We start from the raw sequence: 26,744 nt of genomic DNA, 5'->3' as shown, positions 1-26,744 counted from the left end.
TATTGCAGCTTGCAAACTAAATCCATAGGAAAAGAACTTAAAGCGAGTAATATCCCGGATATACTTTAGGATTATTTTTTAATACCCAATGCATTATAACTTGTCATTAAATTACGATAATCAGGGATATGATTAGAAAACAAGGTTGCAAGACCTTCAACATCATTGCGCCAATCACGATGTAACTCACAGGCAACACCAAACCAGGTCATTAATTGAGCACCGGCTTGTGACATGCGATCCCATGCGGCATAACGAGTGACTTCATCAAAGGTACCTGATGCATCCATGACCACAAATACCTCAAACCCTTCTGCTATCGCAGATAATGCAGGAAATGCGACACAAACTTCGGTGACAACCCCTGCAATAATGAGTTGCTTTTTACCTGTTGCTTTAACAGCTTTAACAAAGTCTTCATTATCCCAAGCATTAATGTTACCTGGTCTTGCAATATACGGTGCATCGGGAAATTGTGCTTTTAATTCAGGGACCAAAGGACCATTAGGGCCCGTTTCAAAACTGGTTGTCAAAATCGTTGGTAATTTAAAATATTTGGCTAAATCGGCTAAAGCCAATACATTATTTTTAAATTTATCGGGTTCAATATCACGCACTAATGAAAGTAAACCAGCCTGATGATCCACCATCAACACGGCAGCATTATTTTTATCTAATCGAACATAAGGTCTGCTCATGGTGGTTTCTCCTAACAATAATAGCTTTTGACAACCCATTCTGTTGTTTCGGCATTTCCAATAAATTCTCAATTATAAAAATACTTGATTTGTTTGCTAGTTAACTATACAGTCAATTTTTACAAGTCATTTTGGGAGAAAATAGCATGCGAACATTATCGAATAATGAAATAAATCAAATCTCAGGTGCCAGTTATCAAGAAGATATTATTACGGCAGCCGCAAGCATTTATGTGGGCTCTGCTATTGGTAGTGCCGCTTCAAGCATTACCGCCGCCACTTTCGCTGGTGCAGCTAATGTATTCAGTGGAACTTGTGCAGCCCCGCTCGGATTTGCCCTTGGTACGCTTAGCTCAGTAATTACTCCTATTATGTTTGTTGCAGCCCCAGTTTTAGTTTTTGATGCTGTTTATCCTGGTGTTATTGCTGAAAAAGTTGAAGCGTATTTTAATTAATTTTAAATCAGAGAGCCCCTCTTTTGCAGGGGCTTTTATAAGCAATTTATTCACATCATTCCTTTGAGGGCTTGCTCTCAGCCACGCTAATAGATTTGTCGCAGAAAAAGAATTTGAAAGCATCCAATTGCTGGTCGAAGCAAAAGCCAATATTAATCATCGATTAAAAAATATCGATACATTTAAAGAACTAGAAGATGACTATCTATTAGAAAAAGTCGATAGTTGCACCCCTTATATTTATAGTTTACGGTATGCATCACCTGAGATAAGTAACTATCTTGTTGCGATGGGTGCCGATTCTCAGACACTAACACCATCGCAATATCAAGAATGGATTAAGCACTAAATCCACCATCAATATTAAATGAGGCGCCCGTAATATAAGATGCATCAGGACTTGCCAAAAAGGTGACTAAGGCCGCTACTTCATCAACGGTGCCATAGCGTCCCAGGGGAATACCGGCCATTAACATCTTTGCTAAATCACCCGTTGCAGGATTCATATCCGTGTCAATTGGGCCAGGTTGAACATTATTAACGGTAATCCCTCTTGAGCCAAAATCCCTTGCCCAACCACGCGTATAGCCTGCAATAGCCGCTTTGCTTGCACTATAATCTCCCATCCCAGGACCAGGCGTATGCTCGCCTGCAACAGAGCCAATCGATATAATTCGGCCATTCTTCGCGATATGCTTGGCTGCTGCACGCACAGCCGCTGCAACCCCTGTGACATTCACTGCAAACTGATGTTCAAAGCTTTTTGCATCATAAGAAGCATCGTCCGCCATTCCGGTGACAAAGACACCCGCACTATTCACCAAAATATCGATACGACCATGCTTGCTAACGACTTCTTCCACCATGCTCATAATGGCTTTGGGATCAGCGCTATCTGCGCGCACCGCCGCTGCATTTCCGCCTGTATTTTTAATTTCATTGACAACTGCTTCTGCTTTATCTTTGCCATTAATGTAAGTAATAGTGACATTCGCACCTTCACGCGCCAAATGTTTTGCAATAGCAGCACCAATACCACGCGAGCCACCGGTAACGATGGCAATTTTATCTTTTAGTTTCATAGAAATAACCCTTATTAGAATCTTGCTGGAATCACTGCTACCGTAATACGGCTAATACAAACGAGTTTTTGATCTTCGGTTACTATTTTAATTTCCCATACTTGAGTCGTTTTGCCAATATGGATAGGTACTGCGCGGCCAATCACTTTTCCTGTTTTTACTGCCTTAATATGATTAGCATTAATATCAAGCCCTACGCATTGCGTTCCTTCGGGTGCACAAAGTTGCGCGCCTATGCTTCCTAGCGTTTCTGCTAGCACAACGGATGCGCCACCATGTAAAATGCCAAACACCTGATGCGTTCGATGATCAACCGGCATTTCACCTTCGATTAAATTTTCATCTGCTTGGGTGATATGAATACCTAAATGTTCCAACATGGTATTCTTACCGAGCTCATTGATTTTATCAATACTGATATTTTTTAACATAATTAATGTGTGCTATCCCAGGTATAACCAAATCGATCTCGATTATTCACAATGCCTTCATCTTCTCTATCGTAGCCATAGTAACTTCTGAAACCCCTGGTTTGTAAATTCTCAAAACGATAAGCTGCAAATCCATCATTGCGATTATCATAGCCAAAACGATTGTTATATTGTAAATAACGATCAGCATGACTGTCACAATCACACGCAATGGTTGCTAAGGGAAAAGCAACGCTGGCAATGAATAATAAAGCATAGGATTTCATTCAGTTTCTCCTACTTAAGATAAGCTCACCCCTATTGAGAATAGACCCTATCAATTCTTTTATGTTTAAACATTAGGTGCATATACATTCATTTCTATTGTCTTCAAAAATGAGAGTGCGTATTATCTGAAGAGTGCTTGCAAAATGTGTGTATCGGCACCTAATTTGCATGGCGTTTTTGAGTTAATTATTGGAGTCAAAAATGGCAGTTACCGGTGTTAAAGGTATTAGAGAATTCCGTGACGATAAAGTGATTGCTTTATTAGGAACCAGTCATCAATACGACCTCACCCATCTTACCCTCTCGCAAATCGAAGATCTCACTTTTAGAATTAGAGAATTAAACATTACTTACTCAAAGATCTTAAGAGGATTAAACGCTGAACAATGCCAAAAATTGAGTGACGCATTTCGAGTCCATAGTACCCGTGCACTTGCGCAATGGTCTGAAACACAACCAGAATTTAAAGATCCCGCTCAGAAGCAGAAACTGGCAAGCGTTTATCACCGTGCCCCACATGGCGCAGAAATGCGAAAAGATGCAGAATTATTCTTGCAGCAAAAAAATATGCAAGCACTCTTTCTAGAACCTCATCACCGATTATTATTTATTAAAATGGCAGAAGCTGCTCATGCCATGCATGATGTAATTCAAGAATTTGGCCCACTTAAAAATGAAATAAAAAGCTATTTAGTCTTTATTGCGCATTGTAAACAAATTTTCTCAGATGCGTTTGATAGTCAGCTCCTTTCTGAAACAGAACGTGATGCTTTATATACTGCATCAAAGATTTTTGGTTGGGAAGTTATTGTTGTTGGTACTATTTTTGATTTTAAAGAAAAAATGCCATTAATCGATATTTTAAACAAGAAATCAGTACAAGAACAATTACAAGACACACCAACCACTTCCAAAGCCCTATACCCTGCCCAACCTGATCCCGCTATTGGTTGTGCCGCCTTTGCCGCTGGCAAAAACGATACTCGCCGGATGGAAGTGGTTCTGGATAATTATCTGACCGATGCCGGATTAAAAGCACTCATTAACGAACAATTTGAAGCAACCGGTGGTGCAAACAATACTTTCATGCGTTTCATGGCAGCTAACCCTCAATGCACCGAAAGAGAGTTAATCGCGTTTCGTCATATGTTAGGGCAAAACTGTCGCATGATTTGTGAAATTAAAACACATTTTGCCAAGAATAACGATGATGTTGAATTTGCAGAATTTTTTGCTAATCTGATTGCCAAAGCATCAGAACAATTCGATAAAGTACAATGGGAAAGCTTAAAATCTCTTTTTGCCGAATTAGATGATGAAACCCTTTCCGATTACTATCAAAAAATCATTGCCTCCTTTGAAGGACCATTTGGTGAGATTGCTTTTGCGAAAGGCTTAAACTCAACCATTCTGAATGATTCTATTTCGAATTTTAATCAACTCTACCCCGAATATGCCTTTACGAGATCAAAAAGCAATGAACTGTGGGGCCGTTATGCAGAGGTTTTAGAAGCCTTTATTCCCCATCTAAAAGCCCAAATTGGACAAACAACCAATGGGAAAACCGATAAAAAATTAGATAGAAAGAATATGGTACGCACCATTATTGATTTAGCGCTTTATGGCGGCCATCAAATTGGGCATGCCTTGTTACGATTAGATCATGATTTAACCGCTGAATATGAGATGGTTATTGGACGTATTCGAGAAATGACGCAAAAGATGTTCCATAAGCCTTTACCTTCGAACAAAACGATGCTTTTACTGTTAGTAAAATATCAAACCGCTCAAACGGATAATCTTAGCTCCCAGTTAAACCAATTGCTGCTTGATCCCGTACATAAGACACTAGGCAGACCAGAATATACGCCAGATGAAAAGCGGGCAGGTTTACATATGCTTTATAAAGCAACGGAAGAACAACAGCGTCTTCAAGCTCAAAGAGAAAATGCAGAGCAAGCTGCCAAGCGAAGGAATCGTTCAACCTCGGCTCCAACGTCACCAGCACCTAAATGACAATCTTCAATGGGTGTGGTATTTTATTGCTTAAGATATCACACCTGTGTTTTCAGGAAACATTGATTTATGAAATTATTTATTCTCACACCTTTTAATCCCAAATGGCCTGTCCATCAATTTAAAAAGCTGGATAACATTATTGTTCGTGCGGCTTCTGAAGCAAAAGCACGCCAACTGGTGAAGAGTGTGACCTTTAATTCTGAGAAATCTAAAATTGGCGGTCAAATTCATAACCCTTGGCAAAATCCTTCATTCTCGAAATGTGAAATTTACCAAGGCACGGATTTTTCTCAAGCAGGTAAAGAAGAAGTACTTGCACCGCAGAGTTTAAATGAACATTTTAAGAAGCTAAACAAATAACAGGCGAAAGGTGACTTATTTTGTCACCTTTCGTTTTTTAATCTCTTCTTTTTTGCTTTCACCGTTGCTATTAGTCAGAGTCAAAGAAATAGAGGATTCTGTCTCTGTGTGCAGTGATTCATTGTTAGCACTACTTTTCCTCAGTAATTCTTTTCGAGGCGAATTACTATTCACACTACTTTTCCTAAGAATTACCCCTTGCGAAATGTCATTGCCACCGCTTATCTTCCTAGGGGAAGGTTTGAGAACTGAGGTTGATTCTGTCGCACGAGGTGATTCACTGTTACTACTTCTTCTAAAAGGCGTTTTAGGAATTGAGAAGATAGTTCTATTAGGTGATTTCTCTTTTTTACTGAACATCAGCGTCGCATTATATTCATTGTCCGGAAGTGGCATATTTTTAAGATGCGCTTCTTCCCTTGTCGTTAGAGTATCCTTAATTTCATCACACGTTAGTCCTCCTAAATCTTCCAGTAAGGATGAAAATGCTTTCTTTTCTTTTGCAAATTCTTTCTGCTCACTATTAATATACATTGTCACATCAAAAGGGAGCGCAAAATGGGGATTTTTAATCAGTAAATATAAGATATTGGTTAAGCACACCAATTCTTTTTTAAGTTGATGCGTACCATAACGATCGACATTTGATCGTGTCCCAATTTTTCCTGTAAATTCTAAAGCATCATCGATACAGCTTGATGTTACCTCCGCTAAATTCCAAGAATGCATTTTATTAACATCTTTAGCTAAAGACGTTTTATGCAATAAATGAATAAAATTATGAAAGGCTTTTGCGGATTCATTTTGTCTCAACTGACACAGCTGGCCTAAGAAATTTTTCCAATTTTCTACTAATTGATTTTCAATCTCATCTTCACTACCTGCTTCAGGCTCTTCATCATTCAATAGATAGAGGGAATTATGTTTTATTGTATGTAGCAGGACTCTCCAAGCAACATGAACATCAAAATTACTCAAATCCATCAGCTGTGCATTTTGCATCACATGAATACATACCATTGCCCAGTCACGCGGTTCAATCAAATCGAATTTGTTCTTTTCACTTTCTTCACTATTGCTGCTTTCTGCTTTATTCTTTTCATCTTTATCACACTTTTCAGTACATTCAACAGAGTCTTTTTTTTCTTTTTTCTTCAAATCATCTAGAAAAATATCTTGCGCAGAACTGCACAATTGTTGAAAGGTATTATAATCATCTACTGCACCGACTACGGAAGTAAATAATCCTGATTTGACTTTTCCGACAGGAAATAATTTTTCTTTTAAAAGATCGAGAAACTTATTAAACCCCGTCACAGAACCATTTTCTCTGAACAAACCCACCTCTTGCATCTGAAGTTTATCGAGCAAAAACAATAACATGAGATTAACTTGCTTGGCGGTATAAAGATGTTGATTCATAAAATGAGTCCTCTAAGCTAATTTGCAGCTGAGCATAGGGCAAAACACATAATCCATTCAACTATCTCTAAGTTACTGCTTAATTTTCCAGGATATTTGTTAGTGCTTAACTATTTATTGCCCGCTGCTGCGCTGTTTTACGTAAGTTGCGTGCCACTAACACTGCCAAAACCTCTGAAAAGGGAATTTCACGAGCTCTTAACAACACTAATACGTGAAAAAGTAAATCTGCTACTTCTTCACAAAGCTTATTACCTTCAGACAATACTCCCGCTAAAGCCACTTCAACTCCCTCTTCGCCAACTTTTTGCGCTATTCTCTCAAGGCCCAAGCTAAATAATTTTGCTGTGTAACTTTCAGTCGGCATCTGTTTTTGGCGCTGCATTATAATCTTTTCTAATTGCTCGATAACGGTACTTATATTGTTGCCCTCACCATAACAAGAGTTTGTTCCTTGGTGACAGGTTGGTCCTAAAGGCTTGACCATCAATAACAGAGAATCATTATCGCAATCATTTACAATCTCACAAAATTGCAAGTAATTACCTGAGGTTTCACCTTTGACCCATAGTGTATTTCGACTACGACTATAAAAAGTAACGATCTTGGTACTTAAGGTTTGCTGAAGTGCTGCTTGGTTCATATAGCCTAACATCAATACTTTTTGGGTATTGATATCTTGTACAATCGCGGGAATAAGACCATTCATCTTATTCCAATCCAGCTTATTGATGAGTTCATTCATTGTCTTACCCTTACGGAATTCATCTTGAGATATTGTTTAAGTTCAGGAATTTCAATCAATTTTTTATGAAAAACACTCGCTGCCAATGCGCCATCGACATTCGCTTGCGCAAATACCTGAGCAAAGTCTGACAAAACACCAGCTCCACCGGATGCTATTAATGGCACATCGGTGATCGCTCGAATTTGTTTAAGATGCGCAATGGCATATCCCTGACGGACGCCATCTTGATCCATGCAATTTAAGACAATTTCGCCAGCGCCTCTAGATTGTACTTCCTTAACCCATTCTAAAGTCGATTTTGTCGTCATTCTTGTCTTATTGGCATCACCCGTATATTGACAAGCAAAATATCCAGCATCCGTTTTAATGCTATCAACTCCAATCACAATGCATTGACTGCCAAATACATTGACGAGTTCATTAATCAATGCCGGGTTTGTTAATGCGGGAGAATTGATGGATATCTTATCTGCCCCAGCATTGAGTATCGTCTCTGCTTGTTTCACTGACGTAATGCCGCCTGCAACACAAAATGGAATATCGATATTTTGCGCTATGCGTGATATCCACGTTTTATCGACAGAACGTTGATCACTACTAGCCGTAATATCATAAAAAACGAGTTCATCAGCACCTTGTGCTGCATAATACGAAGCTAATTCGAGAATATCTCCCACAATTTGGTGGTTACGAAACTGTACCCCTTTAACCACTGCATTATTTCTGACATCTAAACAAGGAATAATCCGCTTTGTTAACATGATTCCACCACCTGCATGGCTTCTTTAACGGTAAAGCATTTTTCATAAAATGCTTTGCCAACTATCGCACTATACACATTCATTTGTTTAAGCTTGATAAGATCTTGTAGCGTCGAAACACCACCTGATGTCTGCCAATTGATTTGGGGGAACCGCTCTACACACTCTTTATAGAAAGCAAAGTTAGGAGAAGATAAAGTCCCATCTCGACTAACATCGGTACATAAAACCGTTTGCAAACCTGAACTTTCATATTCATCAAGCAATTGCCACAAAGTCATCTTTTCATTTTGCAACCACCCGGCAGTGACTAATCCAGGTTGGCCTAATTCATCTAGCTTGACATCTAATGCCAATACAATCGATTCTGGTCCTAGTTTTTTTATCCACTTGGTAATTTTTTTGGGCTCTTTGACAGCAAGACTACCAATCACAACCCGAGAAACACCTTGCTTTAACAGCGTTTCAACTTGTTCAAATTGACGGATCCCTCCTCCCATTTGAATTTGTAAATTACATTGACTCGCTATTTCTGCAATCATAGAGGTTGATGTCATCATGGCATCTTTTGCACCATGGAGATCGACAATGTGAATGTCAGTCGCACCCCCTGCTTCATATTGTTTGGCCATGGCTAAAGGGGTTACGTCATATTCGGTTATTTGATTAAAATCGCCTTGAAACAACCGAACACACTTACCGAATCGGATATCAATTGCTGGAATTACTTTCATTTCATCACCCTACATCGCTAAAAAGTTAGCTAATATTTTAGATCCCACCGCACCTGAACGCTCAGGGTGAAATTGTGTACCAAAAAAATTATCTTTTGCCACGACCGCTGAAAATAGTTCACTATGCTTTGTGCTTGCTACCGTATCCGCATTAACGGGTGCTGCAAAACTGTGGACATAATAAACATCGCTTTGATCTGCAACACCATTCAATAATGCACAATTTTTATTAAGAATATGGATGTTATTCCAACCCATATGGGGTAAATAAAATCCATTGCTCATTTCAATTTTTCTTACTTTTTCATTAAATAATCCTAATCCTGATACATTTCCTTCTTCACTCCAGTCAAATAAAATCTGCATGCCCGAGCAGATCCCAAGAACCGGCTGGGTCAGTGAGCGAATAGTATCGACTAATCTTGCTTGCTTAAGCTGCATCATGGCACGCGACGCCGTGCTCACTCCGGGTAAAAGGATATAGGCGGCCGATTTTATTAATTTTGGATCAGATGAGAGCATGACTTCTTTACCTAATCTTTCACACGCATATTGCAATGAAGCGACGTTCGTCCCCACATTGTTAACAATCACTATCACAAAACCCCCTTGGTACTTGGTAATATTTGCCCATTTTGCGCAATAGCTTGACGCAAACTTCGTCCAACCCCTTTAAAAATGGCTTCAATCATGTGGTGCGTATTCTCACCAGTTATCTGGATGTGCAATGCTGCACCTAAAGCTTGTGCAAAGGAACTAAAAAAGTGTGGTACACATTCTGTGGATAGCTCCCCTACTTTTTCTCTTGAAAAGGTTCCTTGAAATACAAAACTTGCCCGACCGCAAAGATCCATCGCTACTTGCGCTAAGGATTCATCCATCGGCAATAAAAAACCATAGCGACCAATACCTCGTTTATCACCTAATGCTTGGGCAATAGCTTGTCCAATCGTTAAAGCAGTATCTTCAACCGTGTGGTGATCATCCACCTCCCAATCTCCTTTAACTACGGCTTGCAAACCAAAACCGCCGTGGCTGGCCAATTGACTTAACATGTGATCAAAAAAAGCAATGCCGGTTGAAATTTCAAGCATGGTACTATTATCCAAATCAACCTTAACGCAAACATCAGTTTCTTTGGTTTTACGCTGAATGCTAGCTCTTCTGGGTTTATTTAAAATCGTGTTGGCAATAGCTTGCCATGTTTTATTATCACCTTGCCCTAGTTGCAATCCTTTGATGCCCATATTATCTGCCAATGCCAAATCGGTTAGTCTATCGCCGATGACATAAGAATTTTCTCTGTCAATTTTCTGAGAGTTTAAATAATCCAGTACCAAGCCAATTTCTGGTTTGCGACAACGGCATTTATCTTGCTCAAAGTGGCGACAAACGCGTATTGCATCGAAGGTGATGCCTTGTGAGGAAAAAACGTTTAACAGTACTTTTTGCACTTGGTTAAAATCATTTTCAGGATAGTCCGTTGTTCCTAAACCATCTTGATTCGTGACCATCACTAAGCGATAACCCGCATCAATGAATGACAGCAACGCACTAATCACGCCTGGTAACAAAGTCAATTTGTCTAAACTATCGACTTGATAATCTTGTGGTTCAACAATCAAGGTGCCATCTCTGTCAATAAATAATATTTTTTCTTGATTCATGTGGTTTACTCATTTTTTTAAAACTGCTAATAATTGTTGATTTTGATTTTCTAACCCAATACTGATACGTATCCCATTCATTAACCCAGGTATCGCAGAAAAATCACGTAGATAGATATTATTTTGTTGACAACTTTCTAAAACAGATGTGGCATCTTTGAACATCACTAATAAGAAGTTGGCTTCACTGGAATAGATCTTGTCAACACACTTTAATTTGCCAAGTTCACTTAGCATCCACTCTCGCTGTTGCTTTATTAAGGCAATGTTCTTGTTGACTTGCTGAAGCTTATGTTGACTCGTTGCCATGTTAATTATTTTTAAAGTCATCGCTGAAAAGGGATAAGGCGGCATTAAGTTTTGCAACATGTCAATCAACGGCGCTTGACTGATCACCATGCCACAGCGTAAATCCGCTAAGCCAAACGCTTTTGATAAGGTACGTAAAATAACCAGATTGCTATATTGGCTAATATAGCTTGTCATACTCTCATTTTGCGCAAATTCAATATAAGCCTCATCAATCACAACCAAGACTTTTTCATTCACAAAATTTAGCAATGCTAAAATTTCTTCAGGTGGGATGACATTTCCTGTGGGATTATTGGGTGAACAAATGAATATCATTTTGGTATTTGACGAAATGCTTTGTTTAATCTTTTGCAGATCCCATTGGAATCCTTTATCTACTAGTAAGGGCACGGTGACTAACTTTGCACCTTGTAACTTGACACTTTGTTGATACATCCCAAATGTCGGTGGGCAAATAATCACTTCATCTTGATAAGGACGGCAAAACAATCGCACTAAAATGTCAATGCCTTCGTCACTTCCTCGGGTTAATAGCAACTGATCGGCTTGTACTTGATAGATGGCACATAATTGTTCTAACAACAATTGTGTTACCTGCTCAGGATAGCGATTGACATTTTGTACAAACATCACTTCGTTGATATCCCAAGGAGACTCATTGGCGTTCAACCATATTCCTGGTGCGCGCACAGGGATATCGTAAGCTGTTAATTCTCTTAATTCGGGGCGGATTAATTCACGCATGGTTTCACCTTTTGTAAGCGGATATTGACTGCATTCTCGTGAGCACTTAATGCTTCTAATCGGGCAAGTTGTGCCGCATGCTTGCCTATTGCCAACAGCCCTTCTTGAGACACATATTGAAAACTTACCCACTTCATAAAATCTAATACCGATAAGCCACTTAATGAACGCGTAAAACCGGCTGTTGGTAATACGTGATTAGAACCTGTGTTATAATCACCCAACGCTTCTGCTGCCCATTCTCCCATAAATACCGTTCCTGCATTCTTAACGTTTGAACCGTATTGTTCGGGCTGAGGTAACTGAATACTTAAATGTTCTGGCGCGTAAAGATTACTTACCTCAAACGCTTCATTAGCCGATCCCACAATAATCGCTTTACTATTCTCAATAGACTTAGCAGCTATCTGATAACGTGATAACGCTTTTAATTGTTGATAAAGGCATTCTTTCACCTTTTCGGCAACCGATTCATCGGGTGTAACCAATATAACCTGTGCACAAACATCATGTTCTGCTTGCGAGAGTAAATCGGCCGCGACAAAATCAGGATTGGCGGTATCATCGGCAATAATAAGCAATTCAGAAGGGCCTGCTGGCATATCAATGCTAATACCGGCATTCTGTGCACAAAGTTGTTTTGCTTTGGTTACCCATTGATTGCCGGGGCCAAATATTTTATCTACCGCTGGAATGGTTTGAGTGCCATAGCTCATGGCAGCAATGGCTTGTGCACCACCGATTTTATAAATGGTTTGTATGCCACATTCTGTAGCTGCGACCAGAATACTCGGTTCAATACTGCCATCGGGTCGAGGCGGTGTGCATAATATGCGTTGTTCACAGCCTGCAATGCTTGCTGGGACACTTAACATCATCACAGTTGAGACTAATGGCGCGGTTCCACCAGGAATGTAAAGCCCCACGGCATTAATTGGCCGTATTTGACGTTCACAAATAATCCCATCTTGGCTATCAAAAAAGCCGTTTTCAGGTAGTAATGATCGGTTATAAGCGGTTATTCTTTCAATACTACAACGAATCGCTGCTAATGATGCTTCATCAACCTGATTATAAGCCTCAGATAATTCTTGCTCGGTTACCGCTAGCTGCATCAAGCTCGCTTTATCAAACTTTTGCGTATATTGAAACAGGGCTTCATCTCCCTTTTGCTTAACGCTTTCAATAATCTCTAACACCTGTGCATTTAAGGTATTATTCTCCATGGTATTTCTTTGCAAGAATTGTTTCTTTTGTGCCGCACTCAGTGCGTTCCAATATTGTATTTTCATTGCCTGAATTCCTAATACATCATTTTTTCAACAGGGAGCACTAAAATGGCAGTGGCGCCTGCCTCGCGTAATTTTTCTAAGGTTCCCCAAAAAACGGCTTCTCTGGATACCACGTGAATAGCCACTTTCTCATCATTGCCTGCTAATGGCATAATGGTTGGCGTTTCATTACCTGGCAGTAATTGTTCGATGCGAGCAATGGCATTTTTGGGAGCATGGAACAAAATGTATTTACTTTCTTGTGCTTGCATAACCCCGGTGATACGTCTTAAAAATATCTCAAGGATCGCTTGTTTCTCTGTCGATAATGCGGCTTTGGCTTTTATTAATGCCGCTTGACTCTGTAAAATCACCGCGACTTCTTGCAAATTATTTTCTTCCAAGGTTTTACCGGTAGAGACTAAATCGCAAATCGCATCGGCAATCCCTAATTTGGGTGAAATTTCAACTGAACCTGAAATTGAAACTAACGATGCTTTAATATTGTTAAGCGATAAAAAGCGTTGCAATAAATTAGGATAACTGGTTGCAATTCGCGCATTTTGTAATTGGTTAATATCATTGAAGCTCGTATCTTTAGGAAGTGCAATCGATAATCGGCAACGGCCAAATCCCAACAGTTTTAGGCTTTCATATTCATTTTCATCAGAAACTTGTTCTTGAATAACGTTCTCTCCCACTATACCCAGGTCACAAACACCATCTCGGATGAGAGTGGGGATATCATCATCTCTAACCAGTAAGATATCGATGGGAAAATTTTCAGCAGAGTAGAAAAGGGAAGATTTTGAAGATAAGAGCTTTAAGCCGCACTTTTTTAGAAGTTCGAGTGAATCGTTATTGAGTCGTCCCTTTTTCTGAATGGCAAGGGTAAGCCGTACATTAGATTGCATGGGTGATCCTTTTGCTCGGTTACTTTGTAATATAAATGCTCGGGTTCTTCGTTGTTTGCCACTTGGGCGTGTTTTGATTTCATGGTCGCTCCTTTTGTAATAATGTAATAATGTGTTAATACGTAAAGACAATAGCCTACGTAGGCAATGGGTGTCAAGCTTGAAGGAAGATGAGGAGATGAACGGTAAAAATGGCTAAAGAAAAATAGTTAGAAAGATGGATATTGTTCTTTCTGCGGGAAGTAGGAACGGATTCATTATTGCCTCACACTCTGCGATCTTCTCAAACTCGGGTCTTGTTGAATTTTAATAGCTTTTATCAGCTCATTGGCATTGACGAGGAAGGAACCAACGGAAGGATCTTTGGCCACTTTCTTTTGTGCACGTTCGCAATAATTTTCTAACACACTTAATTGCTTATCCGTGATTTTTCCTTCCTGTTTGATAGATTCCAATAATTTCATCACCTGGGATCCATTTTTGCCAAACACTTTTTCAAGCATTACTTGATTAGTGTTAAAACTTAATTTTGAAGTGGGTGAGGAAGGTTTACGATTTAATGAATGAATAAGGTGCTCTACTTGTATCTTTTGCGAATCATCCAAATTTATTTCAACATGATTGGTGAACAACGCTTTTTTAACGACATTATCAAACATTTCTATAGCAAGCATTCCATTCGCATTCTTTACAGTTTGTGATGTGGGAGATAACTCACTCCCATATACATTCGTATTGTGGCCAACTTTAATAGGTGTTGGGGGTTTTCCTTTAGGATAGGAAATGGCTGTCTCTAATCTTCTGTCTTTGTCATCAAATTTACCAAGCGCTCCTGCCAAACCCGCTTTATCTGCAGGAATGACTGTATCATTGACTGCAAAGCAAAAATCTTTATAAGCATCGGGAATTTTCTTCCATGCTTTTAGCGAGTCGATTTCCCAACCCGTTGCTTTGATAATACTTGCGGCAATACTGCCGAGCCTGCCTCCTCCTAGCATCTGTTTTGCCGCCGTGCTTAGCTTTGAAAATGAACGTTGATTATACAAATGAACTCTATGTCCCTCCTGGTGAAATTTGGCTGCAGTTAAAGTCGCAACCCCACCACCAATCGATTGTCCTTTGAGTAAAATGTTTTCTGCGGGAACCCCCATATCAAGTAATCGTTGTACTTGTGCCATGCCTGCATCGACCAAATGCTTGCTTTTGGTCGATTTTCCTGTGCTATCTCCTACACCCGGGTAGTCAAAATTAATGACAACACAATTATTAAATGACTCGTCAAAACCCAAAAAAGTTCCTAGGGATTAGTCTTCAGCTGTGTGCAATAACCACCGCTTAAGCTGCTGTATAAAATAGTTTTTGGTAGGCGTTTCATCCAAACTGTGATCGATTGCTAGTTTATCAACATACGTTGTTTGTTTGTCAGTCCTCAATAAAGCAGCACCTACTACATCAACCCCGTGATAAAGCACAATATGTTTGAGTGTCGACTCTTTTTCCTGATTAAGATCCATATTAAGCAAACGATGATAGGTAGACCATTCTCTTGGCGTTAAAGCATGAACCATTCGATAGCCATTAAAACCAGTTTGAGAATCAATTTCTTTAATTAAAGCATCTTTAGCAAGCGTATATTTTGTAATATCATTCGTTTTGGTTGCTAAGTCTCTTTTTAAATCGGCATATTGTTGCTTATAGCGTTCGTTATTATTTAAATATTCACGAAAACGAACTAAACGATCGATTTCTCCACTTCCTTCTTCATACACATGAACATTGCAAGCAGGAACAGGTACCACACGTTGAAAAAAACGGCGAAATAACATGCCATGCTCACCTTTTGCGGTATATCCCAAGGATTGCATCGCTTGATTTTGCTGTTCAACCGCAAAGATATCTTTAACAACAGGGATCATGTCAATAATGGGTTTTGCCCATAAACCCGTAATGGCAGTGCTGCCCACATGATGAATGGTGATGCAATTTTCACCCAAAATAGTTTTTATTTTTTGTGATTCAATTTGAAACATTTTTGGCCAATGAGGATCATAAGGAACAACTTCAATGTTAGTTTGATTAGACATTTTTATCCATTATTTTCATTTATTGTTTAACCATCGCAACATGTTCAATCAATGATTTGTCAAAATCAGCAGGTAAGGTATTGCTTTGGGCATATTTATAAAACATCGTTTGTAACGTTCCTGCCATGACATTCGTGAAAGCAATCATGAGTGCAGCAAGAATTCCTAATACCCAATAAACGATATTTTGATAAGGAAAAGGCGGCAAATGACTCACACTAGCTGCAATCAGCCCCAATGGTAACAAAAAGAGAAACACGAACAAAGAGGCGCCGATTATTTTGACCACACCATCGCCCCAAACCTTGTTAATTAAGTATTTGGATTGCTCATATAAACCTTTAGGACTTGCTATTCCCTGAAAGCAAATGATAGGAATAATAAAATAAGTCACCGCTCCCCAGCCCACATCTAAAATGGCCGATAAAATAGAAGGAATATGCAGTTTTTCTTCGAGTGCTTCAATTAATCTAATTAAAATTCCAACCGAACCTGTGACCAATGTCCATACCAAAATGGCAGGGATCCGATTCGTTGCCACATTAAATGCCTCAAGCAATGAAGCTTTACGTTGTTCTAAATAATCATTGACCATTTTTACTAATACAACGTTAAAAAAGATTGAGATAAAAATACAAATGAAATAGCCACCAATAATCATTAACCATACAATATCGGTTTTTACATTTTCAGCAGCTAAGAATAGTAAAACAACGGCCCCAATCATGGACAGTACCGAAAGAAAAGGAAGAAGTAATAAGGCTTTATGTTCAAAAGCAAATCGACAACTATATAAACCGAGGTTCCAACCTGCTTTTAGATTCTGCAAAAAAGCCATGAGCTATTTATCCTTAGTTATGCTTAGTTATGCTTACGTTTTTGCTTTTTCTTATCCGTGTTATCATCTAGATTACGTGACATGGTTCTAGATAACGGTGCTTTTTCTGTATCATATTTGTGTGATCTATCAGTTCTTGGCGATGTGTCAACATTGAGTCCACTAAAATGCACTCCTCGTCTTGACTGAGAGGGTGATGATGATGGTGATGAAGACGACGACAATGAAGACGATGATGAGTACGACGATGATGAGTACGACGATGATGCAGCAGGCGAAGGAGTGGATGAACCTGAACTATGCGTTGAGGTGGTACTTGTAGAATGAGGGCTCTCTAAACCACTGATTTGATCTCTTCGTCGTTGTAGATCAATACTTATCCCTTTGATCATTGAATCATATACGTTCTGGGAAATTTGTCCGTTTTCATATTGCTCGACCAGATTTTGTAAACTTTCTTCTAACTGCATGACAATCCTTTCTATTTCCATCTGTTTTTGCAGCTCGTTCGTCCCAAATCGATGGGTAAAATGATTTGATTTAATCACATCTTCAGCGGCCGGTGTTGCTTTACCCGTCAAACTCATCAATTCCATCGGATCATTCGTAATCATAATATTGTTGTAAAATAACGGACCAATTGCGGCAACCGCTAAATTTTCTGGCGTCATTCTATTACTATTAACCTCTTTTGAGGCTTTATGTGCCAAATAAATATAGGTATGAAGTATCTCAGCAATGATCTGATCTTGCTTATTTCTAGCCGTGGTCAATGCTAGAATTAATTCACTGATAGCAAGCCCTGCCTTATGAACGCTCTTTGGATCTATCGTATCGACATTATCCAATGCTCTTTTTAAATTAGAGATATGAGGATCTTTAAAATCAAGCAACACATTTCTTTCTAATGCTTTTTTTAAGCATCCAATTAAATCGTTAACGGGAACACCTTCTTTCGGTAATTTACCATTTTTAATAATATATTTAAGTATTTTAGGGATCTCTCCTGATCTGCCCGACAATCTAAAAACGCCGTCTTGTTGCAATAATTCAGGATTTTCATCAAAATGATTTGCTATTACACGAAAGACCTTCAGTACATCTTTATGAGATGGTGTAACACCTTTTTTCATGACACTCGTTCCAATACTGTATAAGCTTCTTCTACAATATAATCTATTTATCTTAAATAAAATGTGGATTAAGCATAGGTCTAAACAAAATATTTTACTTCTCGTGTGGCTACATTTAATATGGGTTTTATTTTAATAAAGACCCTTTTGAGGAATACAATGCGATACTTACACGCCATGGTTCGCGTATTTGATTTAGAAAAATCGCTGGACTTCTACGTGAACAAATTAGGTCTAATAGAAATTAGGCGCTCTGATTATGAGAAGGGCCGTTTTACCCTTATTTTCCTCGCGACTGCGCCTCATGAACCCATGATTGAATTAACTTATAACTGGGATCAACCAGCACCTTATTCTATTGGACGTAACTTTGGGCATCTTGCTTTTGAAGTGGATAATATTTATACCTACTGCGAACGTTTGCAACAATTAGGCGTTACCATCTTGCGGCCGCCTCGTGATGGTCGTATGGCATTTGTTCGCTCGCCGGATGACATTTCGATTGAAATTTTACAACGGGGTCAGGCACTAGAACCACAAGAGCCTTGGATTTTGATGGAAAATTCAGGTGAATGGTAAGCTTACTCATACTATATCCATTACAGAAGTAACCCTACGCGATGGAGGTTATCAGGCGGCATTTCCCCTCTCTCGAGAGAGGGAAAATTTAATTAATAGTAATACTCATACATTGGCTGACGTCCCCAATAACCACGTGAACGTTGACGTTGATGCCATGGCACATATTCTTCATCATCCGTTGCTATCATACGTTGCGATAATGAAGTTGAGTATTTCTCAACTGGTAATTGTTTCATATTATCTGCCACTTTCGTAAAATCAGGCATCGTAGAACCTTCTGCTTGATGTTTTAAGCGTTTGCTCTCGACATATTGAAATACCACACTCCCTTTGTTATTGGCGCTTCTTTTGATGCGGCAAATATTATTTTTGACTTTTAAATTACCCATATCAAACTGTATAAAGCGGATAATTAAATCTGAGCGATCGGGGGTTAAACTTTCGACATCAACAATATCAACCCCTTTCTTGCCTTTGAGATCCGTTGCAATTTTATTAGGATCGTTTTTATCTGTCACATGGGTAATAATGACTCTTGCAGCTGAATTACGACTTTGTGGCGCATATTCTGCCGCAATTGATCGACCTTTGGTTCTTTCACTAATTTTGTAATAACGTGCCCCGTCAAACGATAATTCATTAGGGCCAATTGCATAGCTTGCTGTCATAAAGGTAGAAAGAACCAGTAAAGACAATATTTTCTTCATGATGTCATTCTTCGTAAAAATAGGTGTAGCTTAAAATATCGACTTTTTCATTGAATTCTTTAACAGACCCCTATCTGTAAATATTTATAACAAAGATAGCATTTTCCTACGCCCCTACGAGGCTTGTGTGGAAGAGATATGGCTCATTACCCCACGTTGCGGGACATTTGCTTGCGCAAATGTACCTTACGCGGGGCTATTATCCTACGCGGCTACGCCGCTAATAAATAAGCCTCAACAGCCCCATAGAGGCGCAAGATAATAGCCTCCAGCTTCGCATAGCGAAGCAATCGCGGCATGGGGTAAATTGCAGCGTGGGGATACATACCGATTAGTCATTCTATCAAACTATTAATATGAGCCACCACAGAATCCGCAATTGCAGTTAAATGATAGCCCCCTTCTAATGTAGAAATCATTCTACCGTTGGCATATTTATCTGCAATCTCACGCAGTTTTTCTGTGACATAGGCATAATCTGACGTTTGTAATTTCAAATCCGCTAAAGGATCTAATTGATGGGCATCAAAGCCTGCCGATATAAATAAACATTCTGGTTTAAATGCTTCAAGCAACGGGATTAATTCTTGATCAATCTTACCGCGAAATAATTCTCCTGTTGTTCCTGCAGATAATGGACATAGATGAATATGCTCAGGTTTGCCATTTAACTGTGTACCCGGATAAAAGGGATGTTCAAAACTTGACCAAAAGCACACGCCAGGTTCTTGCAACATCATGGTTTCGGTGCCATTACCATGATGAACATCAAAATCGATAATCGCCACCCGTTGACAATAATTTTGCGCTAAAGCATGGGCAACTCCCACAGCAATATTATTAAAAAAGCAGAATCCCATCGCACGATCTGGCTCGGCATGATGCCCAGGTGGTCTAACCAAACAAAATGCTTTTTGAGTTTCTCCGTGAAATACCGCTTCTACTGCGGCAACCACCGAACCTGCCGCATGCAATGCCGCTGTTAATGAATAAGGATTCATCACGGTATCAGGATCGAGTGACAGGTAACCTGTTTGCGGGGCAACTTTAAACAATTTTTCAATATAATCTTCATGGTGAACTCTGGCCAACTGTGCTTTTGTCGCTTGTGGTGGCTCTTGCCATATGAGTTGTTGATGGTAAGGGGCTTTTTCAAGTGCTTGTTGAATGGCTTTGATTCGCTGTGGGGATTCCGGATGTCCCACACCCATTTCATGTTTAACAAAAATAGGATGGGTAAACACGATAATTGACATACTTTCTCGCTTTTTACAAATTGCCGAATGTAAATGCATAAACTTCAAGACCAGAAACTTGGCATTGAATTTCTAATAACCCTTGCTTCACAGCAGGCAAATTGAGAATTTCATATAATTGATGTCCCCTGACTTCTATTTCATTAACGCTTTTACCATCTAATAAAATTCGTATCGTTATAGGCTTTTGGGTTTGGTTTCCCATGACTAAATAAACTTGTTTTGCTTTAAAATGAAGACGAATTGCAACATTGGTGCCAGTTGAAACAATTTTTTCACTTTCAAAGCGCCATTCGCCTTCTAAGCTCCATTGATGTAATCGCAGGCGTTCAGGAAAATGATAATACGCTGATTGGTTTTTAGTGATAGAATCTTTATTGACAAAATTTTCTTGGCGGATGTAACCAAGATATGTTTCTGACGTTTGATCGCTTAAATAGTGCTGCGTTCCTTCACTCGTGTTCTTCTCTTCTTTTCCCAAATTTAATAATACCCGAATATTATGCTCGGTAATTTCATCTTCGCCTTCGCCAAAATGGGTATAAACCACACGTCCATTTCGATCAATAAGATAGTGTGCCGGCCAAAAATGATTTTGAAAATTTTGCCATGTTCTCAATTGATTATCTAATGCAACAGGATAAGTGATATCAAATCGCTTAACTGCATCTTCCACATTATTGATATCTTTTTCAAAAATAAATTCCGGTGAATGCACCCCTACAACAACCAGGCCATACTGACGATATTTTTGATCCCATCCTTTCACATAAGGTAAGGTACGAATACAATTGATACAAGAATAAGTCCAAAAATCAATTAAAACGACCTTACCAATTAATTGCTTCATCGTCAGGGGAGATGAATTTATCCATGCCTGTATGTCAGAAAATTCAGGCGCTTGATAACTGATAGGCAAAGGATTGATCAATGTCTTTTGATCATGAAGAGGATTCACTTCTTTGGTTGCTTGAAAATGGGGCAATGTCATTCCCATAGCAATATAGATAACCGATAGAATAATGAATAACCCTAATACTTTTCTCACTGTCTCAACATGTTTGATTAACCAATCCCAGCGCATCAATAATGTTTTACCTGTTAAAGTAATGATTAACATAGGGATAGCGACACCCACTGAAAATGCAAGAATCATGAGTAGACTATTTACATCATTTTGTTGCCGAATAATCTGTATTAAAGCAGCCGCTAAAATGGGTCCTGCACAAGGCGTCCAAACAATACCAATTAAACTGCCTATAATAATACCACTGACAAAACCTTTTTGTGGGACAGCACCTAAAAGCTGAGCTTTGTTTGATAGCGGTGATGTGACTCGGCTGAACCATGCTGACAATGTTGTTGACAACATAAAACAGCCTAATAGAAATAAAATAGCCAAAGAAACATTTTTAACGATTGTGAGATCAAGAGAAAACCACTTGATTAAGGTTGCCGAACTCAACGCAAAAAGACTAAATGAAAGAATAAACCCAATAATAATGCCATAAGGTCTTAATTTACCCGTATCAACAGCAGCACTCAGGACGATAGGTAAGACAGGCAAAATACAAGGCGAAGCGATCAAAGCAAGACCTTCGACGAATACAAGGCCTAACTCAATCACATTCAATGACATAGCTATCCATTTTTCCTGGCTAAATAGCCACGAATATGCTGTTGAATGACCGTTGCAGCTGCATCCATTTCAACACCTCTTATATTAACAATATCTTGAGCCAATCCTCTTAGTGTAGGCCCAGCTAATGATTTTTGCCCCCATAAGAGCTGGGTTTGATTTCGTTCAGCAATTAACTCATCATATAAATGGCCCATTTCTTGAGAAGTCACTTCAAATGCGTTGGTTGTTAAATCAAGCAATTGATAATAACTTGTCACTTCTGTATTGAGACGTTTCTCAATGAGTTGATTAAGCGCTTCAATTGGGGTGATATCCATCTTTTGATCGTTAAGATCGAGTTTTGTCCCCATAAATATCTTGTCTCTTAATCTTGCTAAAAATGCATTGGTATTTTGATAAGGGCCTATCATGCGTGGTAGGCGAATAATATCAACGGCCAACGTTTTATTTTGTTTTAGCAACTCTTGTGCATGCCATTTACTAAAATGATAATGCTCACAACTTTTATGTTGCAAATTACTTGTTGGAATAATTTTTCCTGCATAAATAGAACTTAAATAAATAAAGCGAATCGTTCGATTGGCTGCTAATCCTGCTTCTTCACAAACATCAGCAACCTTTTTTGCGCCATTCGCATTGATTTGATAAGTTGGGGTATGTCCCCAGTAAAGGCAACGCCCATACTCTGCTTGTGCTTTTTTGACATCCGGTTGCCCTGCTGCATAAATCACTGTATCAATCTGATTTTTTTGTAACCACTGCGTTGAAAGTGTCTCTTTCGTTAAATCACCAGCTAATATTCTATCGGGCGGTAACCACGGTGCCAGTGTTTTAAGTTGTGCCTGACTTGGTTGATTTTGTTCTATTTGGTGAACAAAGCCATAAACATGATGCCCATTTTCAGAAAGAAATCTAACAAGGTTTTTGCCAATAAAACCTGTGGCGCCCATAATCAGTATTGCCATATATTTTTCCTGTTTTAGATAATTTATCTCCAAAGCCCTAAAATAATGCCATAGACTACAAATTGTATAGCATGATAGCCTGCATCAATTAAAAACAACTTAATACTGCGATTAGCATAGGCATAGGTGATCCCTAATGAAGTTCCCACCCAACAGAGTCCAGCCAATATGCCAGTATGCAGCGCCATATAAAAACCCGGCTTACGTGCTAATAGCAAAGCCATTGCCAATGCAGCAATAAATGACAACATAAAAAGGTAACAATATTGGCTTAGTTTAAATGGGGCTCGCTTGGGATTTACTTCAAAGCAGATATACCATATTTTGCTGATCACCAAAGCCGACAATGCTGCCACAATCACCGCTATAATATTAATGTGCTGAATTAACATAACAACTCTCTAGTTTGATAAATTAGTAATAACTGATCATTTAAGGAAAAATAATGGCTGGGAGCAAAGCAATATACCATCAAAACATGCAAATAGTGCAAGAAAAGTTACAGAACGAACCCAAAAATTATGTATTCAAGTTGCTTAAAAATGCTGTGTTACTTGAATACAAAGGGAATAATAAGGAAGCGCTTGCCATTTATACCCGTTGCCAACACGACGGATTTGCACAAGAACGCATGAAAGCGTTATCGCGCTATAAATTATTAATCAATCAATTTGATCACCTAGATACACGTTTAACGACTGAAGAAGAAATTGTACTTAAATCTGTAAAAACATTTTTAAAACGTCCTTATACTTTAACGCAAGAAGCATTGATGAAAAAATTGCGTTACACAAAAGATAAAATCGCATTCATCATCGAAAATTTGCAGTTTAAAGGTTATCTTTATAGACCTTACAAAGAATATAAACACCTCGAAGTTTTAAGAGAATTAGATGGCACCAAAGCATCTACGGTGCTTTTATTTTCATTTAGACCACGTCAATTAACAACCATTAAACCAACAGAGACACCTCAAGTAATGCAAACTTTAGCATCGCAAACATTACGCAACTCATCACGCCGAAGCTAAATCACGCCACAGGCGGTTTAGCGAAGGCGGACAAAAACTTATCATGCCATTTACTTAACATTAACAATGAAGCTACTGTGCCAATAAAGGCACAAAACATATCCTTTTGGGTATCCCAAGGATCGCCTTGGGTTCCTAAAAAGGAGTCTGCTGCCTCACCTGTGAATGCGGCAACACCCCATTCTAATATTTCATAAGTAGCACTAATCCCCAAACAGCTAAAAACAATGATAGCAACGAGCCATTTTCCAGCTTGCAAGGGCGATGTGCGCAACAATAATTCTCGAATCGCTATCGCAGGAACAAAGCCTTGAGCAAGATGCCCAATGCGATCATAATTGTTACGCGAGAATTGCCAATACTCTCGCAGCAAATCAAAAAATGGCACTTTGGCATAAGTATAATGCCCGCCTATTAATAAAATCACACAGTGAATTGCTATTAAGGCATACAATAAATTCGTTAAGCGAAACTTTTGATAAGTTAAGATTAATAACGGTATCACGATCATCACCGGAAATGATTCTAAATACCAAGTAAATCTATCGTAAGGGGCAATCGCCGACCAAATAAAGATGATGCTAACTACGATTAAATAACCTGCCGGATAATGCCACTGTGATCTAGTTTGATTCATCGGTTACCTCTATAGGTAGGTTGAATGATAACGTAAATGATCTTCAATAAACGTAGCAATAAAATAATAACTATGATCATAGCCTGTTTGTAAGCGAAGTTGCAGTTCCACTCGTGCTCTTTGACAAGCCTGTTCCAATAATGATGGTTTTAATTGCTCTTCTAAAAAGGCATCTTCGGTTCCTTGATCAACCAATATAGGAGGTCCTTGCCAACCCCGGGTGCTGATTAACTCGCAGGCATCATAAGCTTCCCAAGTGGTTTTATCATGACCTAAATAAGCCGAAAATGCTTTTTCTCCCCATGGACTGTGTATCGCCGAGCATATTGGCGAAAAGGCAGAAACGGTTTTATAAATATGAGGGTTTTTCAATGCAATGGTTAAAGCACCATGCCCTCCCATTGAATGACCTAAAATGCCGACTCTTGCCTCATCGACATGAAATTGCGAATGAATGATTTGTGGTAATTCTTGCGTAATGTAAGAATACATTTTGTAGTTCTTTGACCAAGGTGTCTGAGTGGCATCGACATAAAAACCAGCGCCTTCTCCCAAATCATAGCTTTGTTTTTCACCTTCAAGGCCCAAGCCACGCGGACTGGTATCTGGAATGACTAGCATTAATCCTAGTTCAGCAGCAACGCGTTGTGCTCCTGCTTTAATCATAAAATTTTCTTCAGTACAAGTGAGTCCTGAAAGCCAATAAAGCACTGGCATTGGCTTATTTTTGAGTTGAGGGGGTATAAATACCCCAAAACGCATTTCTGAACCTATTAATGCTGAATGATGACTATACGTAATTTGCATTCCATTAAAACATTTATATTGGGAGTGGATGGTCAGCATTGATTTATTTCCTCACGTTAAAAGGTAACAACCGAACGAATTGATTTACCGGCATGCATTAAATCAAATGCTTCATTGATATTTTTTAAAGGTAATTGATGTGTGATTAAATCATCAATCTTAATCTTACCATCCATATACCAATCAACGATTTTAGGCACATCGGTTCGCCCACGTGCACCACCAAAGGCCGAACCTTGCCACACTCTTCCTGTCACTAATTGAAATGGACGAGTCGCAATTTCTTGGCCACTGCCTGCAACTCCTATAATGGTTGATACGCCCCATCCTTTATGACAACACTCTAATGCTTGACGCATTAATTGCACATTACCTACACATTCAAACGTATAATCAGCGCCTCCCTTGGTTAAATTAACCAGATAAGGAACCAAATCACCCATGACTTCGTTAGGATTAACAAAATGGGTCATCCCCATTTTTTCTGCAAGCGCCTTACGTTGTGGGTTAATATCGACACCAATAATCATATTGGCACCAATCATTTTGGCTCCTTGAATGACATTTAAACCAATGCCACCCAAACCAAAAACAATCACATTACTACCAGGAGTTACTTTGGCCGTATAAATGACGGCTCCAATGCCGGTGGTCACCCCACAACCAATAAGACACACCTTTTCTAAAGGAGCATCTTGACGGATCTTCGCAAGGGCAATCTCTGGTAAAACGATATATTGCGAAAAAGTCGAGGTGCCCATGTAATGAAATATTTTTTCTTTGCCGATGCTAAAGCGACTCGTGCCATCTGGCATTAAACCTTGACCTTGCGTACTTCTAATCGCTTGGCATAAATTGGTTTTTTGCGATAAACAATATTCACATTGTCGACATTCAGGGGTATACAAGGGAATCACTTTATCGCCGGGTTTTAAGGTTGTGACCTCTTTACCCGTTTCTACAACAACACCTGCACCTTCATGCCCAAGAATGGCGGGAAAAATACCTTCCGGATCGCTCCCTGATAAAGTAAATGCATCGGTATGGCATACGCCGGTTGCTTTGATTTCTACTAATACTTCGCCTTGACGGGGGCCTTCTAGATCAACGGTTTCAATAACTAAAGGCTTACCTGCAGAATAGGCAACCGCCGCTTTTACTTTCATGGAGATCCTCTC

The 26,744-nt window shown here is 39.2% G+C and carries 31 protein-coding genes; 6 read left to right on the top strand and 25 right to left on the bottom strand.

Features of this window, described 5'->3' with window-relative positions:
- Positions 1-71 precede the first annotated feature (71 nt).
- Positions 72-698, bottom strand: a complete 627-nt coding sequence (gene ycaC / locus HT99x_RS03180; RefSeq protein WP_075065834.1) for an isochorismate family cysteine hydrolase YcaC — start codon at positions 696-698, stop codon at positions 72-74.
- 146 nt (positions 699-844) lie between these two features.
- On the opposite strand from ycaC, the gene HT99x_RS03175 reads away from it, so the two are divergent.
- Together HT99x_RS03175 and HT99x_RS03170 are read left to right on the top strand one after the other, a co-directional pair.
- The gene (locus tag HT99x_RS03175; RefSeq protein ID WP_075065708.1) at positions 845-1,153 is read left to right on the top strand and encodes a hypothetical protein; all 309 of its coding nucleotides are present in this window, start codon (positions 845-847) and stop codon (positions 1,151-1,153) included.
- 127 nt (positions 1,154-1,280) lie between these two features.
- Positions 1,281-1,502, top strand: coding sequence for a hypothetical protein (locus HT99x_RS03170; protein WP_075065709.1), 222 nt, complete (start codon positions 1,281-1,283; stop codon positions 1,500-1,502).
- Here HT99x_RS03170 and HT99x_RS03165 read toward each other — a convergent pair.
- The 3 genes from HT99x_RS03165 to HT99x_RS03155 are packed head-to-tail and all read right to left on the bottom strand — an operon-like array spanning position 1,492 to position 2,932.
- Positions 1,492-2,235: an SDR family oxidoreductase gene (locus HT99x_RS03165; protein WP_200957105.1), complete on the bottom strand. Its 744-nt coding sequence runs from the start codon at positions 2,233-2,235 to the stop codon at positions 1,492-1,494. The two genes, HT99x_RS03170 and HT99x_RS03165, sit on opposite strands and share 11 nt — an antisense overlap.
- 14 nt (positions 2,236-2,249) lie before the next feature.
- The gene (locus HT99x_RS03160) at positions 2,250-2,666 is read right to left on the bottom strand and encodes a hotdog fold thioesterase (protein ID WP_075065711.1); all 417 of its coding nucleotides are present in this window, start codon (positions 2,664-2,666) and stop codon (positions 2,250-2,252) included.
- 2 nt (positions 2,667-2,668) lie between these two features.
- Positions 2,669-2,932 (bottom strand): hypothetical protein, encoded by a 264-nt coding sequence (locus HT99x_RS03155; RefSeq protein WP_075065712.1) that lies wholly within the window; start codon positions 2,930-2,932, stop codon positions 2,669-2,671.
- Positions 2,933-3,134: 202 nt separating this feature from the next.
- On the opposite strand from HT99x_RS03155, the gene HT99x_RS03150 reads away from it, so the two are divergent.
- Positions 3,135-4,949, top strand: coding sequence for a hypothetical protein (locus tag HT99x_RS03150; protein ID WP_075065713.1), 1,815 nt, complete (start codon positions 3,135-3,137; stop codon positions 4,947-4,949).
- A gap of 69 nt (positions 4,950-5,018) precedes the next feature.
- The gene (locus HT99x_RS03145) at positions 5,019-5,312 is read left to right on the top strand and encodes a hypothetical protein (RefSeq protein WP_075065714.1); all 294 of its coding nucleotides are present in this window, start codon (positions 5,019-5,021) and stop codon (positions 5,310-5,312) included.
- A 15-nt stretch (positions 5,313-5,327) separates the two neighbouring features.
- Here HT99x_RS03145 and HT99x_RS03140 read toward each other — a convergent pair whose 3' ends face one another.
- From HT99x_RS03140 to HT99x_RS03080, 13 genes are all read right to left on the bottom strand, one after another.
- Entirely contained in the window at positions 5,328-6,734 is a 1,407-nt protein-coding gene (locus HT99x_RS03140) for a Rho GTPase-activating protein (RefSeq protein WP_075065715.1), read from the bottom strand.
- A 106-nt stretch (positions 6,735-6,840) separates the two neighbouring features.
- Positions 6,841-7,479 (bottom strand): bifunctional phosphoribosyl-AMP cyclohydrolase/phosphoribosyl-ATP diphosphatase HisIE, encoded by a 639-nt coding sequence (gene hisIE / locus HT99x_RS03135; RefSeq protein ID WP_075065716.1) that lies wholly within the window; start codon positions 7,477-7,479, stop codon positions 6,841-6,843.
- Positions 7,476-8,243: an imidazole glycerol phosphate synthase subunit HisF gene (gene hisF / locus HT99x_RS03130; RefSeq protein WP_075065717.1), complete on the bottom strand. Its 768-nt coding sequence runs from the start codon at positions 8,241-8,243 to the stop codon at positions 7,476-7,478. The genes hisIE and hisF overlap by 4 nt, the downstream gene beginning before the upstream one ends.
- Positions 8,237-8,977 carry a 1-(5-phosphoribosyl)-5-[(5-phosphoribosylamino)methylideneamino]imidazole-4-carboxamide isomerase gene (hisA, locus tag HT99x_RS03125; RefSeq protein WP_075065718.1) on the bottom strand — a complete coding sequence of 247 codons (741 nt, stop codon included), beginning with the start codon at positions 8,975-8,977 and terminating at the stop codon, positions 8,237-8,239. Before hisA ends, hisF begins: the two co-directional genes overlap by 7 nt.
- Positions 8,978-8,986: 9 nt before the next feature.
- Complete coding sequence (hisH, locus tag HT99x_RS03120; RefSeq protein WP_075065719.1) at positions 8,987-9,577, bottom strand: imidazole glycerol phosphate synthase subunit HisH; 591 nt, start codon at positions 9,575-9,577, stop codon at positions 8,987-8,989.
- Complete coding sequence (hisB, locus tag HT99x_RS03115; RefSeq protein ID WP_075065720.1) at positions 9,574-10,644, bottom strand: bifunctional histidinol-phosphatase/imidazoleglycerol-phosphate dehydratase HisB; 1,071 nt, start codon at positions 10,642-10,644, stop codon at positions 9,574-9,576. Before hisB ends, hisH begins: the two co-directional genes overlap by 4 nt.
- Positions 10,645-10,653: 9 nt before the next feature.
- Positions 10,654-11,700, bottom strand: coding sequence for a histidinol-phosphate transaminase (gene hisC / locus HT99x_RS03110; protein WP_075065721.1), 1,047 nt, complete (start codon positions 11,698-11,700; stop codon positions 10,654-10,656).
- Positions 11,688-12,992 carry a histidinol dehydrogenase gene (gene hisD, locus HT99x_RS03105; RefSeq protein WP_075065722.1) on the bottom strand — a complete coding sequence of 435 codons (1,305 nt, stop codon included), beginning with the start codon at positions 12,990-12,992 and terminating at the stop codon, positions 11,688-11,690. Before hisD ends, hisC begins: the two co-directional genes overlap by 13 nt.
- Positions 12,993-13,003: 11 nt before the next feature.
- Positions 13,004-13,885, bottom strand: coding sequence for an ATP phosphoribosyltransferase (hisG, locus tag HT99x_RS03100; RefSeq protein ID WP_075065723.1), 882 nt, complete (start codon positions 13,883-13,885; stop codon positions 13,004-13,006).
- A 257-nt stretch (positions 13,886-14,142) separates the two neighbouring features.
- Positions 14,143-15,174, bottom strand: coding sequence for an alpha/beta hydrolase family protein (locus tag HT99x_RS03095; RefSeq protein ID WP_075065724.1), 1,032 nt, complete (start codon positions 15,172-15,174; stop codon positions 14,143-14,145).
- Positions 15,175-15,189: 15 nt separating this feature from the next.
- Positions 15,190-15,969 (bottom strand): GrpB family protein, encoded by a 780-nt coding sequence (locus HT99x_RS03090; protein ID WP_075065725.1) that lies wholly within the window; start codon positions 15,967-15,969, stop codon positions 15,190-15,192.
- A gap of 19 nt (positions 15,970-15,988) precedes the next feature.
- Positions 15,989-16,807, bottom strand: a complete 819-nt coding sequence (locus HT99x_RS03085) for a DUF6159 family protein (protein WP_075065726.1) — start codon at positions 16,805-16,807, stop codon at positions 15,989-15,991.
- Between the two features lie 23 nt (positions 16,808-16,830).
- A complete protein-coding gene (locus tag HT99x_RS03080) occupies positions 16,831-17,940 on the bottom strand; it encodes a Rho GTPase-activating protein (RefSeq protein WP_075065727.1) in 1,110 nt (369 codons plus the stop codon).
- Positions 17,941-18,099: 159 nt separating this feature from the next.
- Between HT99x_RS03080 and HT99x_RS03075 the strand changes: the two genes are divergently transcribed.
- The gene (locus tag HT99x_RS03075) at positions 18,100-18,519 is read left to right on the top strand and encodes a VOC family protein (RefSeq protein WP_075065728.1); all 420 of its coding nucleotides are present in this window, start codon (positions 18,100-18,102) and stop codon (positions 18,517-18,519) included.
- 92 nt (positions 18,520-18,611) lie between these two features.
- Here the strand turns inward: HT99x_RS03075 and HT99x_RS03070 are convergent, their stop codons facing one another.
- From HT99x_RS03070 to HT99x_RS03050, 5 genes are all read right to left on the bottom strand, one after another.
- Positions 18,612-19,229 carry a hypothetical protein gene (locus HT99x_RS03070; RefSeq protein WP_075065729.1) on the bottom strand — a complete coding sequence of 206 codons (618 nt, stop codon included), beginning with the start codon at positions 19,227-19,229 and terminating at the stop codon, positions 18,612-18,614.
- A gap of 335 nt (positions 19,230-19,564) precedes the next feature.
- Positions 19,565-20,485, bottom strand: coding sequence for an arginase family protein (locus tag HT99x_RS03065; RefSeq protein ID WP_075065730.1), 921 nt, complete (start codon positions 20,483-20,485; stop codon positions 19,565-19,567).
- 13 nt (positions 20,486-20,498) lie between these two features.
- Positions 20,499-22,124, bottom strand: coding sequence for a redoxin family protein (locus tag HT99x_RS03060; protein ID WP_075065731.1), 1,626 nt, complete (start codon positions 22,122-22,124; stop codon positions 20,499-20,501).
- A 2-nt stretch (positions 22,125-22,126) separates the two neighbouring features.
- Complete coding sequence (locus HT99x_RS03055) at positions 22,127-23,092, bottom strand: NAD-dependent epimerase/dehydratase family protein (RefSeq protein WP_075065732.1); 966 nt, start codon at positions 23,090-23,092, stop codon at positions 22,127-22,129.
- A gap of 23 nt (positions 23,093-23,115) precedes the next feature.
- Positions 23,116-23,484 carry a DUF1761 family protein gene (locus HT99x_RS03050; RefSeq protein ID WP_075065733.1) on the bottom strand — a complete coding sequence of 123 codons (369 nt, stop codon included), beginning with the start codon at positions 23,482-23,484 and terminating at the stop codon, positions 23,116-23,118.
- A gap of 53 nt (positions 23,485-23,537) precedes the next feature.
- On the opposite strand from HT99x_RS03050, the gene HT99x_RS03045 reads away from it, so the two are divergent.
- Positions 23,538-24,122: a hypothetical protein gene (locus HT99x_RS03045; RefSeq protein ID WP_075065734.1), complete on the top strand. Its 585-nt coding sequence runs from the start codon at positions 23,538-23,540 to the stop codon at positions 24,120-24,122.
- A gap of 1 nt (position 24,123) precedes the next feature.
- On the opposite strand, the gene HT99x_RS03040 is transcribed toward HT99x_RS03045, so the two are convergent.
- Genes HT99x_RS03040 through HT99x_RS03030 form a run of 3 tightly spaced genes read right to left on the bottom strand, consistent with a single transcriptional unit; the run spans position 24,124 to position 26,732 of the window.
- A complete protein-coding gene (locus tag HT99x_RS03040) occupies positions 24,124-24,759 on the bottom strand; it encodes a DUF2238 domain-containing protein (protein ID WP_075065735.1) in 636 nt (211 codons plus the stop codon).
- Between the two features lie 9 nt (positions 24,760-24,768).
- Positions 24,769-25,605 carry an S-formylglutathione hydrolase gene (gene fghA / locus HT99x_RS03035; protein ID WP_075065736.1) on the bottom strand — a complete coding sequence of 279 codons (837 nt, stop codon included), beginning with the start codon at positions 25,603-25,605 and terminating at the stop codon, positions 24,769-24,771.
- 17 nt (positions 25,606-25,622) lie between these two features.
- On the bottom strand, positions 25,623-26,732 hold the full coding sequence (locus HT99x_RS03030) for an S-(hydroxymethyl)glutathione dehydrogenase/class III alcohol dehydrogenase (RefSeq protein WP_075065737.1): 1,110 nt from the start codon (positions 26,730-26,732) through the stop codon (positions 25,623-25,625).
- Positions 26,733-26,744 lie beyond the last annotated feature (12 nt).

It is taken from the genome of Candidatus Berkiella aquae (assembly GCF_001431295.2).
Taxonomy (GTDB): domain Bacteria; phylum Pseudomonadota; class Gammaproteobacteria; order Berkiellales; family Berkiellaceae; genus Berkiella; species Berkiella aquae.
The sequence above is the reverse complement of the archived record's forward strand: the minus strand, read 5'-3'. Positions and strand labels throughout refer to the sequence as shown.